The sequence below is a fragment of the uncultured Methanobrevibacter sp. genome (assembly GCF_947170395.1).
In the GTDB taxonomy this organism is placed as follows: Archaea; Methanobacteriota; Methanobacteria; order Methanobacteriales; family Methanobacteriaceae; genus Methanocatella.
In genome coordinates, this window is the sequence record NZ_CAMVTE010000020.1 from 26,377 (window position 1) to 42,691 (window position 16,315).

The 16,315-nt window shown below is 35.2% G+C and carries 18 protein-coding genes; 5 read left to right on the forward strand and 13 right to left on the reverse strand.

Going from position 1 to position 16,315, the window contains the following annotated elements:
• Positions 1–13: 13 nt before the first annotated feature.
• Positions 14–628, reverse strand: a complete 615-nt coding sequence (gene psmB / locus Q0W04_RS06810; RefSeq protein WP_298501382.1) for an archaeal proteasome endopeptidase complex subunit beta — start codon at positions 626–628, stop codon at positions 14–16.
• Positions 629–810: 182 nt separating this feature from the next.
• Here psmB and Q0W04_RS06815 point away from each other — a divergent pair, with 182 nt between their 5' ends.
• Positions 811–1,539 carry a class I SAM-dependent methyltransferase family protein gene (locus Q0W04_RS06815; RefSeq protein WP_298501383.1) on the forward strand — a complete coding sequence of 243 codons (729 nt, stop codon included), beginning with the start codon at positions 811–813 and terminating at the stop codon, positions 1,537–1,539.
• Here the strand turns inward: Q0W04_RS06815 and cofG are convergent.
• From cofG to Q0W04_RS06840, 5 genes are all read right to left on the reverse strand, one after another.
• Entirely contained in the window at positions 1,517–2,614 is a 1,098-nt protein-coding gene (cofG, locus tag Q0W04_RS06820) for a 7,8-didemethyl-8-hydroxy-5-deazariboflavin synthase subunit CofG (protein ID WP_298501384.1), read from the reverse strand. The genes Q0W04_RS06815 and cofG overlap by 23 nt on opposite strands.
• Before the next feature lie 2 nt (positions 2,615–2,616).
• Positions 2,617–3,057: a DUF2120 family protein gene (locus Q0W04_RS06825; protein WP_298501385.1), complete on the reverse strand. Its 441-nt coding sequence runs from the start codon at positions 3,055–3,057 to the stop codon at positions 2,617–2,619.
• An 11-nt stretch (positions 3,058–3,068) separates the two neighbouring features.
• Positions 3,069–4,010, reverse strand: coding sequence for a GTP cyclohydrolase MptA (gene mptA / locus Q0W04_RS06830; protein WP_298501386.1), 942 nt, complete (start codon positions 4,008–4,010; stop codon positions 3,069–3,071).
• A 198-nt stretch (positions 4,011–4,208) separates the two neighbouring features.
• Complete coding sequence (locus tag Q0W04_RS06835; RefSeq protein WP_292742920.1) at positions 4,209–4,685, reverse strand: Lrp/AsnC family transcriptional regulator; 477 nt, start codon at positions 4,683–4,685, stop codon at positions 4,209–4,211.
• A 276-nt stretch (positions 4,686–4,961) separates the two neighbouring features.
• Positions 4,962–6,128, reverse strand: coding sequence for a tRNA (guanine(10)-N(2))-dimethyltransferase (locus Q0W04_RS06840; protein WP_298501387.1), 1,167 nt, complete (start codon positions 6,126–6,128; stop codon positions 4,962–4,964).
• A 99-nt stretch (positions 6,129–6,227) separates the two neighbouring features.
• Between Q0W04_RS06840 and Q0W04_RS06845 the strand changes: the two genes are divergently transcribed.
• Positions 6,228–7,334, forward strand: a complete 1,107-nt coding sequence (locus Q0W04_RS06845) for a DegT/DnrJ/EryC1/StrS aminotransferase family protein (protein WP_298501388.1) — start codon at positions 6,228–6,230, stop codon at positions 7,332–7,334.
• A 17-nt stretch (positions 7,335–7,351) separates the two neighbouring features.
• Here Q0W04_RS06845 and Q0W04_RS06850 read toward each other — a convergent pair whose 3' ends face one another.
• Positions 7,352–7,657 carry an MTH1187 family thiamine-binding protein gene (locus Q0W04_RS06850; RefSeq protein WP_298501389.1) on the reverse strand — a complete coding sequence of 102 codons (306 nt, stop codon included), beginning with the start codon at positions 7,655–7,657 and terminating at the stop codon, positions 7,352–7,354.
• A gap of 50 nt (positions 7,658–7,707) precedes the next feature.
• Here Q0W04_RS06850 and Q0W04_RS06855 point away from each other — a divergent pair, with 50 nt between their 5' ends.
• A complete protein-coding gene (locus Q0W04_RS06855) occupies positions 7,708–8,553 on the forward strand; it encodes a TIGR00269 family protein (protein WP_298501390.1) in 846 nt (281 codons plus the stop codon).
• Here Q0W04_RS06855 and Q0W04_RS06860 read toward each other — a convergent pair.
• The 5 genes from Q0W04_RS06860 to comB all read right to left on the reverse strand — a co-directional run bounded on the left by Q0W04_RS06860 (position 8,533) and on the right by comB (position 13,021).
• Positions 8,533–9,486, reverse strand: coding sequence for a calcium/sodium antiporter (locus Q0W04_RS06860; protein WP_298501391.1), 954 nt, complete (start codon positions 9,484–9,486; stop codon positions 8,533–8,535). The two genes, Q0W04_RS06855 and Q0W04_RS06860, sit on opposite strands and share 21 nt — an antisense overlap.
• Positions 9,486–10,805: a hemolysin family protein gene (locus tag Q0W04_RS06865; RefSeq protein WP_298501392.1), complete on the reverse strand. Its 1,320-nt coding sequence runs from the start codon at positions 10,803–10,805 to the stop codon at positions 9,486–9,488. Before Q0W04_RS06865 ends, Q0W04_RS06860 begins: the two co-directional genes overlap by 1 nt.
• A gap of 20 nt (positions 10,806–10,825) precedes the next feature.
• Complete coding sequence (locus Q0W04_RS06870; protein ID WP_298501393.1) at positions 10,826–11,038, reverse strand: DUF1922 domain-containing protein; 213 nt, start codon at positions 11,036–11,038, stop codon at positions 10,826–10,828.
• Positions 11,039–11,100: 62 nt separating this feature from the next.
• Positions 11,101–12,270, reverse strand: a complete 1,170-nt coding sequence (locus tag Q0W04_RS06875; protein WP_298501394.1) for a TraB/GumN family protein — start codon at positions 12,268–12,270, stop codon at positions 11,101–11,103.
• 61 nt (positions 12,271–12,331) lie between these two features.
• Positions 12,332–13,021, reverse strand: coding sequence for a 2-phosphosulfolactate phosphatase (gene comB / locus Q0W04_RS06880; protein ID WP_298501395.1), 690 nt, complete (start codon positions 13,019–13,021; stop codon positions 12,332–12,334).
• A 37-nt stretch (positions 13,022–13,058) separates the two neighbouring features.
• Between comB and Q0W04_RS06885 the strand changes: the two genes are divergently transcribed.
• Both Q0W04_RS06885 and Q0W04_RS06890 read left to right on the forward strand, forming a co-directional pair.
• Positions 13,059–13,577 (forward strand): hypothetical protein, encoded by a 519-nt coding sequence (locus tag Q0W04_RS06885; RefSeq protein ID WP_298501396.1) that lies wholly within the window; start codon positions 13,059–13,061, stop codon positions 13,575–13,577.
• A gap of 54 nt (positions 13,578–13,631) precedes the next feature.
• Positions 13,632–14,555, forward strand: coding sequence for a methanogenesis marker 7 protein (locus tag Q0W04_RS06890; RefSeq protein WP_298501397.1), 924 nt, complete (start codon positions 13,632–13,634; stop codon positions 14,553–14,555).
• 10 nt (positions 14,556–14,565) lie between these two features.
• Here Q0W04_RS06890 and mmp10 read toward each other — a convergent pair whose 3' ends face one another.
• On the reverse strand, positions 14,566–15,816 hold the full coding sequence (gene mmp10, locus Q0W04_RS06895; RefSeq protein ID WP_298501398.1) for a methyl coenzyme M reductase-arginine methyltransferase Mmp10: 1,251 nt from the start codon (positions 15,814–15,816) through the stop codon (positions 14,566–14,568).
• Between the last annotated feature and the right edge of the window lie 499 nt (positions 15,817–16,315).

The window sequence follows — 16,315 nt, forward strand, 5'->3', positions numbered from 1 at the left end:
AGTCTTTTTGCTTTTATATCTTATCCAAAATTTCATTAATTTTTTCATTATCTAACATTTCAAAGCCGTTTTTATCTACTTTAGCAACTAAATATCCGTTACCGGAGTATGTGTCACGTTCAGCAGCAGCTCTAATAGCCCTTATAGCTATTTCAAGTCCTTCGTCAGTTGTCAAGTCATCTCTAAATCTATCTTCAAGAACTCCATATGCAACAATGGAACCTGATCCGGTAGATATGTAGGTATCTTCAATCATACCACCTGCAGGGTCTAAAGAGTAAAGAGATGGTTTGTCTCCATCCATTCCACCAAGTAATGTTTGAACATACATTGGTCCGGAACGTAATATGTTTGCTGTTAAGGATGCAGCCGCTTTGACGCTGATGGAATCATTGTTTCTCATTTGATATAATGATACTTCAGCTTCAATAACTTTCATTAAACTCTGTGCATCTCCAACAGAACCAGCTATGGTTGTTACAATATGATCGTCAATTTTAAATATTTTTTCTGCGACTTTGTGAGCTACAAGGTTACCCATACTAGCTCTTCTTTCGCTTGCAAATACAACTCCATCTTTGCATGTAATTCCGACGGTTGTTGTACCTTCTAATATCTTGTCATCCATTAAACTCACCTCTATAAGCATTTAAAATATCTAATTTCAACTACTTCATAGGTAATATATTAAAATCTAACTAATAGTCTCCTATTAATTTTATTTAAAATCAGAATCAATTATTAGTATAAACTAACAATATTAATATTATCCATTTGCATATATAAACTTTTCTTTCTAAAGGTGAATAAATGAAATATAAAAAAATTGGGGATATCCTGATTTTGGATAATAAATATCCGGATGAGGATTTTGAAAAGTTGGCTGAAAAGCATAACGTTAAAACAATCATGAAGGTAGACCATATTCAGGGCACCAAAAGGGAGCCTGTTTATAATGTTCTTTTTGGTAGTGAAACCCAAACCGTAAATAAGGAAAACGGATGCCTGTTCAAGTTGGATTTGTCAAAGGTAATGTGGTCAAAGGGCAACAACAACGAAAGGCTGAGAATCGCCAAACTTGTTGGGGAGGGGGAAACTGTCATTGACATGTTTGCCGGAATAGGCTATTTTTCAATTCCGATAGGTGTTCATTCAAATGCAAAAAAGGTTTATTCCATCGAAATCAATCCGAATTCATATTATTTTTTATGTGAGAATATCAAGCTAAACAAATTGAACAATATTGTTCCTATTTTGGGAGATTGCAAAGTGGAAACCCCCAAATATAAAGCAGACCGTATTGTCATGGGCTATGTAAAGACTACTCATCACTATCTCAAGGCAGCAATTGACAGCTTAAATAAAGGTGGTGTTCTTCATTATCATGAAACAGTCCCTGAAAAGCTTATGGAGACAAGACCGATTGAAAGAATCGTTGCACAGGCAGGCAATCGCGATGTCGAATTGTTAAAAATAGTTAAAGTAAAAAAATATGCTCCGGGTGTGGAACATGTTGTTATTGATGCTCGCATAGAGTAGAGATTTTGTCCAAAAGGGATTTGCCTAACCATTCTTCGTTGATGTATTTCTCATAAATGCATAACCTTTCAGTCAATTCAAATCCAGCATCTTCAGTCAGTTTTTCAAGTTCATCGATTCCGGGCCATGGGGATGTGATATTCACATAATCCGGACTGACAGGTGAAACTCCGCCCCAGTCATCGGCACCGCACAATAAAAATATCTGAGCGGTATCGTTGTTCAGGTTCGGTGGAACTTGAATGCTGATGTCTGTATCTTTAAATGTTAAAGTTCCTGCAATGACTGTACGTATCATGTCCAAAAAGCTAGGTTCTGCCCAATTTTCCATTTCAATTCCAGGAATCGGTGTGAAATTTTGGATGATTACCTCTTGAATATGTCCGTATTTTTCATAGATATCCAGTATTGTTAATAAAGAATCAGCAATTTCTTCTTTTGTTTCTCCAATTCCTATAAGTATTCCTGTGGTATATGGAATTTTGAGTTTTCCGGCATTTTCAATGGTTTCAATTCTTAGTTCCGGGTCTTTTCCGGGACTTTTATTGTGAGCAGGCAATTCCATCAGTCTTTTTGAAGAATTTTCAAGCATCAAACCCATTGATGCGTTGACTTTCTTTAATCTTTTCAAATCATCAAAGCTGAAATTCCCTCCATTGGTGTGCGGCAGAAGGCTGGTTTCATCAAGGGTCATTTGACAAACGTCGACAATATAGTCGATTATCTTGTCGTAGCCATATTCCTTAAGTTTAATCTGAACAATCTGCTCTTCATCGGCATCTTCCCCAAATGCAAACAACGCTTCTGTACAGCCATATTTTTCAGCTTCCTTCAAATCAGCTAAAATTTCCTCTTTTGTTTTAAGAATTATTGCATGGGGGTCACTAGGGTCTTTTTTAAAGTTACAGTATCCGCAGTCATTTCTGCAGATTTCAGTCAATGGTATAAAAATGTTTTTAGAAAAAGTAATGAGATTATTCTCCCTATATTTAGCTGTTTCTGCCATGAAATTAATTATTTCGCTGTCAGTTGCAGTCAGTATTTGGAGAATATCTTCTTTGGTTATTTTAGTCATGTTCATCCTTTATGTTCTGATACGGTTACTTCTACATAAAGTGGAGGAATTTCATTTTTATCTTCCCAGATAGCTATAATAACATCAAAGCTAGGAAGTTTGAAGATTTTATATTCAACTACAAGCCCCATGGATTCAAGGTCTTCCTGAACTCTAAGGAATCCTTGGGAGTCCACAGCATTTGTGGTTATGTTGCTTTCTTGGATGTTTTTATCTCCAGCTTTTAGGATGTCCTCTAACTTATCTGAATTTGATTCCAATTCTGTTCCGCCCAGAATTTCACCAATTTCAGTGAGTTTGGCATCAAAATCGGCAAGAGGTATTGCTTTTCTGGACCTTCCTCTAACAATTAAAATTTTATCATTGTCTATTGCAGGTCTTGATCCTTTGAACGCATCAAAAAATCCCATAACCTGTCCTGCAATTTCATAAGTTTTTTTCATTAAATCAGATCCTATTCAATATTTAACTCTTCTTTAAGTTCACCCATTGTGGTTACCTTTTCCGCATATGCATTGTGCCTGTGAATACTTTCCTGGTTTTCCTGACGGGAAGTGATTAATGTATCGTCAGGGAAATCTGAATATTTCTTTGCAATCATTTCCATCATGTTTCTAACACAGTCTTCAACAAATACAGGTTTTCTGTGCGCATTCATGACAGTTGCATTTTCATCAGGTCTTTTCAGCAATTCACATACTGGTGAACTCATTGATGTTTCAATGATGTCGATAAGGTCTTCTGCTTTAACATACCTGTCTTCTGGAACTTCCATTAATAATGTTCCAACTCCCCTTTGGTTATGTGAAGCAAAAGTAACGGTATCTAACACTTTTTGTGTAGTTTCTTCATCCAAAAATTCCAATAATTTATTTTTATCTGATTCACGCACGGATTCTTGTGCGCAAGGACAAACAGTCATTCCAATGACTTCGGCACCGATACTTTTTCTGATTGTAACTTTGCCTTTTTCATCTCTTAGGCCAACAGCTTTTGCTTTTAGCTTTGCCATTTCCTGACTTTTCTTTTTAGTCACTGGAGACTCTCTCATAAACATAAAGTCAGTAGTCATTGATATTTCAACACGTTTTGCATATTCATGTTTGGTCATCATTTTGTCTACAATTTTTGCACATAATGATTCCACATCAACACTTGAATCTTCAGCTACAGTTTCTAAAACTTCACTGATAGCTTCAGGATTTCTGGACATGTGTACACCTTTTTGATCATTTGGTAAGTCTACAAATGCATCAAAGGTAGGTAATAAAATTATAGGTCTTTTATTTTGTCTTTCTAATTGTAATAGTTTCTTAACTCCGGTCACACCTACTCTTGTTAACTTAATAGGTATACTCGGAGCATCGTCTTGTGTGTCGGGTAAGCATATTGCCAATTTAATTACCTCGAAATTTTTATTTGAACATTAGTATATTTGTTCAGTCTTTTTATTTATATATTTATATAATTTCTGAAAAATGTAAATTTTAGATTCTTATGAAATTTATTTGGGGTATTGATTTTTAAAAAATAGTGTATTAATGTAATTTTTCTAAAAAAAGAGTTTAAAAGCAGTATTTCAACTGCTTTCGATTTATAAAATGTTTGAAGATCCCATATCTTCTTTAATAACGTCCAATACGGTTTGAGTATAGGTTCTTTCTATAATCGGATCTTTCAATAATTCTTTAATAAATGAATTCAATTCATTTGTATTTCTGAATTTAGCAATTAAAAATGCATCGTATTCTCCGGTTACATCGTAGATTCCGACAACATTTTTATTGAAGAAAGTTTTTTCTTCCCAATTTTTGAGTTTTCCTCCTTTTACTCTAACACCGATGATGGTGGTCAATACAAATCCGAGCTTTTCATGGTCAATAACAGGTGAGAATTTTTTAATTACTCCGGATTTGACCATTTTATCAATACGGTTGTGTACTGTTCCGACAGATACATCTAAACTGCGAGATATTTGCCTATAGGAGGTTCTTACATCTTCATTAATAATTTTAAGAATGTTGATGTCTGTATCGTCAAGTTTTATTACATTGTCTTTAGTTTTTACCATTATAATATCTCCCATATATTTATTGTTACATTCTAAATTAATTTTATAAAATATTTTATAAAAGTTAATGTATTTTTTATAATATTTAAAACTATTTATAGTTTTTTTAAATTTTATTTAATTTTTTTATTAATCCCATACGATTGTAAAGTTTCTATTGCTATTTGCAATTAAATGTTATTTTATTTTTTAATATCATATTTTTCAAATGCTAAAATTGTGTTCCATTCAGTTTACTTTCAATAATTTTGTATTATTTCATTGAACAAGAAGTTTTCAGGACTCATCGCACAACTTCAAAATAATTCGTTTAATGTCTTCAACATTAGCATCTGTTTTTATTCCAAGAGGATTATAATGGGTTTTAACTGCAACAAAGCCTTCCTTTTTTATTTCATCAAAAATCAAATCTAATTTCGGAGCGCTGGCCTTGAGGGATTTGCATATCTTATGAACATCATAAAATGTTGCAGGTGCATCAGATTCGATAAGGCAACTGTTTAGAAGTTTCAATGCTTCTTTTTCGGTGTTGATTTTTTTATATTCTGTTTCTTCAATCATTTTTTGAATGAATTCGCTGTCCTGAATCTCTCCCAACCATAATGGGCCTGCATGAATTAATTTTTCACCGCAGACAGGACATACATCATCAACAGAGCTTGCCAGGCCTTTGCTTGTCTGTCTGTGAAGACAATTTTTGCAATGGCTGACATATCCTATATTTTTTAAGGTTTCATCGGTTCTTTTTGAACCTTTTTTAACATATATGTATAATCTCATGTAATGTTCGGTACTGTGGGACATTTTTACTTCAATGCATTTTGCATATTTTGACAATGTGAGTGCAACAAATCCTGCCAGAATTCTTATTCCTGTTTCATGACAATACTCGCTTTTATATGGTTTTGCATTATATTTTCGAATGCACGGTTCCTTGTATGTTCCGCATAGTGCTGATGTGTCTGTGGCAGTTACACACAAAAGGGAGTTTCTACGAGCACAATATCCTGCAGAATCCAGAAATGGGGAGGGAGTTCCAAATGGATCAATATCTATTACATCAAATTCTCCTCTTTTCATCCTTAAAAACATACTTGCGTCATGCTGAAACACTTCCACTTCTTCTAAATTGTTCAATTCAATGTTGTGCTGTTCATAATAATTTGCAACTTCGCTGATGTCATTTATTGAAACGGTTCCAATGCCGTCAATTTCATTTTTATAACGAATTCCCCTTATTCCGCTTCCTCCAAACAGATCGCAGATGTTTATTTCCCTTTGCTCCTGTTTTTGAAAAACCTGGATTGCAAGTATTGACAGGTCTCTGTTCAGTTCCATATGGGGGTTGTAAAATACGGGGGCATCGGAAGAAATTTTATCAAATTCCGGAAATTCAATTTTTGTTAATCCCTCTTCAATTGTTTTGATTTTATATTCATCCATTTGTTTCACTCTTAATTGTTTTAATTAATTATGTAATGTTTTAAATATTATTAGATTTAAATATTAGTATAGTAAATTTAAATCTAATTGGTGATAACTGTGTCAAATATTAAAGTTCCTATTGCAAAACCGATAATTGGAGAAGAAGAAATTGAAAATGTGGTTGAAGTTCTAAAATCAGGCATGATTGCTCAAGGCCCTAAAGTGGAAGAATTTGAAGAAAGGTATGCTGAATGGGTCGGAGCGGATTACGGTATTGCCGTTAACTCCGGAACTGCTGCATTGCATGTTGCATTACTCTCCTGCGGTGTTGGCGAGGGTGATGAAGTGATTACAACTCCATTTACTTTTATTGCAAGTGGAAACTCCATTTTATACACTGGAGCCAAACCGGTGTTTGCAGACATAGATTTAAAAACTTACACTATCAATCCGGATTCCATTGAAGATTTAATCACTGAAAATACCAAGGCTATTTTGCCTGTTCAGTTATATGGTCAATCAGCAGATATGGATAAAATTAATGATGTTGCTGAAAAATATGGATTGTCAGTTATTGAAGATGCCGCTCAGGCTCATGGAGCAACCTGCAATGGTAAAAAGGTTGGAAGTATGGGGGACATGGCATGTTTCAGTTTTTACCCTACCAAAAACATGACCACTTCTGAAGGCGGAATCATCACAACCAACGATGAGGAACTGGCTGAAAACGCTAAAATATTCAGGGCACATGGGGCAAGTGTAAGATATCACCATGATGAAATAGGATATAACTTTAGAATGACTGACATTTCTGCAGCAATAGGTCTTGCACAATTGGATAAAATTGACGGTTTCAATGATAAGAGAATCGCAAATGCCGCATACCTGAATGAAGGTTTAAAGGATGTTGATGGAGTAATTACTCCTTACTGTGCTTATGACTCAAAACATGTATATCACCAATATACAATCAGAGTGGAAAAAGGCGATAGGGATGATTGGGTTGACATCATTAATGATTGCGGTGTAGGAACAGGTATTCATTATCCGATTCCATTGTACAATCAGCCAATTTATAAAAAATTAGGTGTTGAAGGAAATTGTCCTAATGCGGAACTTGCAGCAGATAATGTAATTTCATTACCTGTACATCCTTCATTAACTAAGGAAGATTTGGATTTAGTAATTGAAGCTGTCAAAAAGGCTTCAAATGAGTTAGATTAAATTCTAACTTTCTTTTCTTATTTTAACATTTCATCAACTGTTTTCACTTTCACATCCAAAGTTCTATTTTCCAGATCTCTTCTGTCGTCTATTTTTATCACGGTGTATACTCTACCTATTCCCAACTCGAAAATAGCTTCCTGGGCGGCAGCTATTGCGGAGTAAAGTTCTTCTAAATTTTCCGCTTCGATTTGAGTTCCCATTCCGGTCAGCTGATAGTTAAGTCCGGAATCCTTAATGGACTGAACTGCTGCGGTCACATAATCCTTACATTCGGTTGTCTCGGTTCCTACAGGAAGTATTGCAAAATCACATGTTATCATTTTCTCACCTGGTAAAATTATTTATTTGTCATTGTATAAATTAATGTATAATGGCTAGATTAAACAAAGACGAATTCAATGATAAGATTTTTACAAGAATCAATAATCTAATATCCGATTATGGGCTAATTCGTGAAGGGGAGTTGATTGCAGTTGCACTGTCAGGTGGAAAGGACAGTGTACTGACTCTGCATGCCCTTAAAAACTATCAACAATTTTTAGACTTTGATTTGGTTGCAATAAGCGTTGATGAAGGAATCGAAGGTTACAGACAACATGGAATCGATTCTGCAATCAGTAATGCCGAACAATTGGACATAGATTTGGTTCAAAAATCATTTAAGGATGAGGAAGGTTTCTGTCTGGATGATATCTATCATGATTTTAAAAGTGCCTGCATTCCATGTGGTGTTTTTAGAAGAAACATCCTAAATAAAACCGCTTATGAATTGGGAGCCTGTAAAATAGCAACAGGTCACAATTTGGATGATGAAATTCAATCCTTTTTAATGAGCTTTGCAAGAGGTGATACAATCAAGTTTTCCAAATTCGGACCTGAGCTTGATGTTATTCATCCTAAATTGGTTCCAAGGATTAAACCGCTATGGAACACTCCTGAAAAAGAGGTTGGTATGTGGGCGGTATTGAATGACATCGACATCCACCTTGATGAGTGTCCGTATTCTCATCTCTCCCTTAGAGCTAAAATTAAGGAGTTCTTAAATGTCAGTGAGGACAATTATCCTGGAATAAAAAATAATGTGATGGAATCTTTCAAGAAGATATTGAATTTTGAAAATGATATTCCAACAAGCCTTAACGAATGTGAAGTTTGTGGTGAGCCAACTTCCTCCAATGTCTGTAAAGCCTGTGAACTAAAAGAGATAATTCATTGAGATTGCATAAGCCATATAACCTATGAAACATATGACAAGAAATGCTCCTTCTCTTTTGCTGAATTTCTGATCTGATTTTCCGAAGATGTAGAATATCACTGTAAATAGTAACAATAGAAATGTATCAATAAGGATGCTTGAGTCAAGTGATATTGCACTGATTGCGCTACTTGCGCCCAATACGAATAATATATTGAATATGTTTGACCCGATTACATTTCCTATAACCAAATCGGTTTCACCTTTATTTAAAGCGGTAAGTGATGTTGCAAGTTCTGGTAAAGATGTGCCTATAGCCACAATTGTTAAACCAACCAATGTTTCACTCATTCCAAGTGCTATTGCTATATCTGAAGCACAGTAAACTACTAATTCTCCACCGATTACGATTGCTGCAAGACCGCAAATTGCTGCAACAATACTCCATTTAAGGTCATATTTTGGTTTTTCAACATCGTGTGTGGAACCGGACTCTCCTGCAGTTCTGATAAGTTTGAAGATATAGGCTATCAGTACAATCAGTAAACCTATTCCTATGATGGATGGAATTCCGGAAAAGAAGAATATCACCAATGCCAGCACGCCGGTCATTATTGTTAAGAATGGCAAATCGCTTTTTAAAACGTCTTCCTCCATCAGCAATTCATTCAATAATGCTGCAATACCCACTACCATCAGTAAGTTAAATATGTTACTTCCAATAACGTTACTTACAGCCATTGCGTTGCTTCCAGTTATTGAAGATGTAATTGAAACGGCTGCTTCAGGGGCACTTGTTCCAAAGGCTACAACGGTCAAACCGACGATAACTGTTGGAACTTTTAAAAGCAATGCAATGCTACTGGCACCATCAACAAAAATGTCTGAACCTTTAATTAGGAATACAAATCCTAAAATCAATCCAATTACTTCTAAAATTATAAACATGTCCATTATTCTTCCTCACCAGTTTCTTCTGGTCCCAAATCGGTCACGATGACCTTATCTATTTGGTGTCCGTCCATATCTACGATTTCAAATACGAATCTGCCACATTCGAACTTATCCTCTTCGTTTGGAATTGTTCCGCTTATGCTTAGAATAAATCCTGCCAATGTAGTGTAATTGTCTTCTTCCTCGTCTGGAAGGGAATCTTTAAATTCAAATAATTCTTTAAATCTGTCAATAGGATATCTTCCATCGATTAACCATGTTCCGTCATCTCTTTTGACGGCTTTAGGTTCATCCTCTTCGTCAATTCCTGGAATGTCTCCTACGATTCCTTCAAGTAAGTCGTTTAATGTAATCAGTCCTTCAACACTTCCGAATTCGTCCACAACCAATGACATGTGGACATATTCCTGATTTTCTTTAAATTCCTTCAATAATTCCAATGTTTCCAGGTGTTCTGAGACAACCAACGGTTCTTTAACGATTTTGTGAACGTCGAATTTCTCGTTACTGAACATCACCGCAAGGATGTCCTTTGCCTGAACAACACCTATGAAATCGTCAAGTTCTCCTGATGCGATTGGGAAAATGGACCTTCGGCTTTCAATGATTTTAACTTTGTTGACTTCCCTGTCATCTTCAAGGTCAATCCAAATAATCTCATTTCTTGGAGTCATTATACTTTCAACTTTCTGGTCATCAAGTTTGAAAACTCTTTTGATAATGTCCTCTTCCTCTTTTTCAATGGTTCCGTCTTCCCTTCCTTCCTGAATCATCAGTTCGATTTCCTCTTCAGTAACGATGTCGTCGTTTCTGTTTTCTATTCTCATTAACCATAAAAGAAAACTGCTTGATTTTGCAAGGATAAAACTGACAGGTTTTGAAATCTTTGAAAGGACTACCATGCTTTTTGCAACTTTTAGGGAAACTCTTTCGGGATCATTTAAAGCAATGACCTTTGGAACAATCTCGCCAATAACAAGTGTTAAGTATGTGGTAACGATAACGACGATTGCAACACTGACAGGTTCGCTGTATGGAATGAATGAAATGTATTTTGAAAGTGGTTCAGCTAATGTTACTCCACCGAATGCCCCAGTTAAAACACCAATTAAAGAAATTCCGATTTGAACGGTGGATAAAAATTCGTTAGGGTCTTCCAATAAATCAAAAACAATTTGAGCGTTTTTATTTCCATCTTCCAGGTATTTTTGCATTTTTGCTTTTCTAATGGATACGACAGCCAATTCGGCCATTGACAAGTATCCTGTAAGTATGATTAAAATTAATATTATAATTATCTCAAGTGTCGTCCCAATCATTTTTAACAAACCATTAAAACTTATAGTTCACTGGCTCTTTGAAAGTCAGTGTTTCCATATATCTCATCCTGCATTTGTTGGACTGCCAGTGATGCTTCTTCTCTTGTAGCAACTTTTTTAAAGATTCTCCTTGATTTGACCTTTAATGTTTTTCCACAAACACATTTGCGGGTTGCTACTCCTTTTTTTGCATACAATACACGACCGCAGTCGCATCGAAATATAAGATACATGATTTTTTATCCATTTAAAATTAATAGTAATTATTATATCATCCCTATATATAAAATTTTCACTAGCCTCCAAAGATTTTCATGAATAGTGGTATGAAAACTTTGGATGGTAAAATGACCAGAGTGGCTAGGGTGACTCCTAAATTTGTGCCGATTACCACCAGCAGTATCCTGAATATGTTATTGTCCCATAAATCCCTAAAGCTTTCAATTTTTGCCAAATTATTAATGTCGCTTTGCCTTACTTTTCTGAATTTGGCTTCGGTTAATCCTGAAAACCATCCTGCAGCAAGTAAGGGGTGGATAATAGTAAGCGGCGCTACAAGCCCGCCAACAATTGCTGACTGGATTTTTGAACCTGAAAGAATGGATCCGATAAAACCCATCAGCATACTGATGACAATAAAATCATAGATATTCCAGGTTATGTTTATCCCATTAAAATATGCCAGAAAAAATATCACAACAAATAAGATAGGAATTAATGCCAAAAATATTTTAAGCCATGGAATGCCTTTTTTATCTTCAATCTTTTCCAATTCGTGCAATGGAGGTAATGTTTCGGGATTATCCAGATATCCTTCAATTCCCGGTTTGTGTCCTGCACCTACAACGGCAATCACATGGTCCTGTGGAATTTGAAGAATTCTTCCTGCAAGGTATGCATCCCTTTCATGGACAAGAACTTCATAGACGCTTGGCGCTTCATCCTTAAACATTTCCATCAGGTCATCAAGATTATCCGGATTTTTCAGCTCTTCAATGTCCACTTCCTCTTCATCACCATATCCCAAAACAGCCAAAATCAATTCAACCAAAAACTTTAACTTTTCGATAAAACCCATTTTGTTCAATGCCCTTTGAAGGGTGGTGCCGATGTTTCTGTCGATAAGCGCTATAGGAATCTGCAAATCTTCGGCAGCTTCAATGGCTCCAATCATTTCAGAACCGGGTTTTACATCAACATCCTCACCGATTTTTGATTGGAAATATCCAAGAAGTGTTGTTGTAAAAAATAATCCTACTTTGTTTTCTTTAATGATTTGGGTAACGGAAATGGTATCGTCTTCTTCAATTCCCATCATTTGATTTTTTAATTTGATGTATCTGCCTCTATCAAGTTCGATAGCTACTACTTCAGGGTGTTGTTCGTATATTGCATCCTTTACTTCATCAATACTGTCTGCAGATACATGCGCAGTACCTATGATTGTTAAACATTCTCTTTTCATTAAAATAACACTTCTTTATATTATATTGCCTAATATTATTATGAAATATAAATATATAAACTTAATCTTTAATCAGTTTAAGCTCATTGTTTTCATATATTGCCACATTGTCAGTGATATTTTTTTTACAGCACAAATCAATGTCTTTTTTGTAGTTTAGTGCAGCAAGCCTTTTGGCAGATCCGGAATTATAAAATCCACTTTTTAATTTATTGTAGTCTCTGCTGGCAATTATTGCAGCTTTTGCTAAATCATTCAGTTCATATTTCTCTGAATTTTGACAAATCCAGTATAATATTTCTCCTGAGGCCAGAAAATCCTCAAGAGCAAATTCCCCTTTAACTCCCGCCATTACCACGTCTATATGTGATTTTGCCATCAGGACGGATTTCGCACCGACTGCCTTTGCATTCGCAAGACATCCGACAAGGACTGTTGAGTCCATATTTTCAAGGATTCTTGTTCCGTTGCTTGTTGTCAATATCAAAGTTTCATCATCACTTTCATATGCTCCAATGGCTGTTGGGGAATTTCCAATGTCAAATCCTTCAATTTTTGCTCCTCCACGTTCTCCTGCAAGAACTCCTCCAATTTCATCTTTTAATTTGAAGGCTTCTTCAGGGCTAAAGCAGGGAATTATTTTTTCAAAATTGTTCAAAGCCAATGTTATTGTTGTGCTTGCCCTCAGGGCATCGACCATTATTGATATGTCTTCACTAACTGTAGATTCTAAACTCAATGTGACTTTCATGAACTAATTTATAGTATATGTTAATATATAATATATTATGAAAATTGTCACAACACCGATGTGTGAAGAAATTGTAAAATTGGCCGGAATTAAAGACTATGCTGTAAACAAACACCCCGATGAAAAAGATGGGGATTTGGCTATTTTATTGTCTGAAAGTAAAGTGAAAATGGATTCTCTTCCCATAAAGCTGAATACTCCTTCACAGATTTTTGAAAGCATTAAAAAGGTTTCTGAATTAACTCAAAATGAACTGTCCGATGAGGATATTCTGGAATTTTTCAGGGATTATGAACTGTCAAGAAAGTATTTGGATTGTGAGTTTGAAAGGAACATTAACGTAAAGGTTTATTCCGAGTTTTTAAAAGACATTGTTTTGGATATGGGATTTGCAATATCTGAAAATGATTTTGATTATGTGGTTTATCCGGATTATCTTAAAAGCAGGGTCACAGAGGATGTAAATCTGGTTGAAATTCCATCACACGGCGATATTTCCAAAAATCCATTTGAGAGAATTGAAGTTAGATACGCCATTTTAGAAAGTTTAATATAGACATGCCATTAATATATTATATCATTAGAATTGCATTTTTTGAGAGTTGTTAATATGTATGAAACATTAACATTTAATGGTGGAGTTCACAAAAGTGAAGAAATAAAAGAACTGATTGAAGATTTAGGAGGGTTTATTCTTCAGGAAAGTATTCAACAAATGGAATTGGTATTGAATATGGCAGTTCCTATGGCTGATGTTGATAAGATTGAAGCAAAATCCAAAGAACTATTGGCAAAACTGTCAGTGGCTCCTATGGCAGGTTCTGAAATAGCTATTGTTTCACCAACCCTTGCAAGACATCATTTGCCTCATGCTGCATGTGACATTTCAGAGTATTTGCGTGAGTATGGAGCAAAGGATAACATGATTGGGCTTGCCCGTGGTGATGGTAAGGGCACTTCCGGAATCACTGAAGAGGAAAAAAGCTTAATTGAAGAGCATGATGTGGCTATTTTTGCTTTAGGAAGTTTTGAAAATTGCATTAAAGAAAAGGCTTTTTTATATGATAACATTGATATTCCAGTAATTGTAACCGGAGCGCCGGATATCGATATCGAAGAGCTTCCGGGTGCAGATGCATATGTTGGAGATTTGGGCAGAATTCCAAGAAGGCTTAGGAGAGGTCCGGATATAAGGGCTTTGGATAAGTTGGTTGAAACTGTAGAACAAATCTTGAACGATAAAAAACGTGAAATGGCTCTTGATGCGCCGTTGGTACCATCTATTGTTGTAAAAAATGCAATTGAAAATCAGGTTAGAGAAATTAAGGAAGTAATTTCTCCAGCACCAGTAACCTCTCAATTGGATGGTGTTCGTGTAAAATTGAACTATGACCAATATGCTGATGTCATTGCCAATGTAGTAATTGACGGTAAGAAGTTATCTGAGCTTGCCGAAATTAAAAAATCATTTATGTATGATTATATTTTAGTAAAAATAAATAGTGAGAGTTCTCTTGTTGAGGATTCAAACTAATTTTCTTTTTTTATCTTCGGACTCTCATTCCGAAGAAGTTGATGGCATCAACTAAATCATTGAACTGTTCCAGCTCTCTTTCTATAACATTTTCATCGGTCATGTCAATACTGAGTTCACCATCGACGGATAATGTATCAGGTCCACGGCCAACCAGTCTTTCAACACCGTCTGCGCTTAAAATTCTCTCAGCATCCAACTGATGGACAAATGACCTTCCTGGTATGATTACTGCATCCTTAACTTCGCTCAAATCCAGTTTTTCCAAGTCTTCTTTAGTAATCAGACAGGCTATTTCTTTTTCAACAGCTATGACATTTACATTGTCGCCGGTTTCCAGTTTGGAAAATATTTTTGAAATAAACGGTTCTGCAATTTTGGATGTGATGAGTGTCGCTTCACCGGTTATAGGTTTTATGAACTGTAAAAATATTTCATTTTCATCACTTGCTATTGCAAATGGCCCTCCGGTTTCAGGATCACACAGGGGGGTTCCGCTTACCCTGAATTTATATTCTGAATTGATTTGTTTTACAAGATCTGCAAACTCCTCGACCGGTTGGGATTCAATTCCCTTAATGATGGGTTCATTGCCCAATATCAATCCTTCATTGAATGTATTTGCAAATCTCATTAAAAGCATTCCTTTGGCTCCCCATTCTTCCAGGGAATTGCAGGTTTGCCTTAACACATCTCCGTCATTTACTCCGGGTATGATTACTGCGGCTCCTGTTAAATCTATGTTTTCACAAAATATTTTACATGCATCAAGTGCAGCCTGGGGATTCGGGTCTTTAACCCAATCCTTCCGGAGTTTTGGGTCGGATGAAAAAATAGTAAATGAGACTTCTTTAACGCCATTGTTGATCAATCTTTCAGCAACTTGTGAATCGGTTATTCCTTTTCCACATGTGTATCCGAGTATTGAATCTATTGAAAATTGGTTTAAATTGGCGGTTAGGGTTTCAAGATATGGATAACAGCTTATATCTCCTCCGCCACTGATGTATGCGCTTGCTTCACCTCTTCCCATGTTCATCATCAAAGCGGTGTGAACTTCGTTCATGACTTCATAGGGGGCTTTAAATGCACTTTGTGAATCTGCAACACCTTTGCTGCATCTTTCACATCCTATCTTATTTGGTAAACAGTGAGCACAGCCAAAACTCTTAATTTCCTTTACCTTTCTGAAGTAACAGTATTTGCAAAAACCGTTACAATCTTTACCAGGTATTCCTCCAACATCCGCTACAAGTTGCATAATATTACTATTTTTTATTTCATTTTATTTATAAATGAGCCATGTTTTTTCAATTTGGTTTTTGTATTACTTTTAGTATTATTTATTACTCAGATACTCAAAAGTAATAATTTTTAATTTTTACTTATTTTTAAAATAATACTCTAAATTTTCTTATTTTATTATTAATATGGATTAAAAATAGTTTAAATGGTTTTAATAAAATTTATTTTATTTATTTTGAAAAAGAATAATTTTAAAGAAAAATAAAAAGTAATACTTTTGATACTGTTTTTCTTAATGTTTTTTCGTTTTATTATACTTTATAAACTTTTCTAAAAGTTTCGAGAGGTAATCTTTATATTATATCTAATATAAAATAAAATTTGTATACCATATGGATGGCTAATTGCAAAAACTTGCTTTGTAGCTTTACTCAATTTGGTAAGAAAAATTTACCATTGAAGTGGTATATTAGTTAAACTCTATTTATTTAGGAGGGAAAAAATGGCAAAGTTTG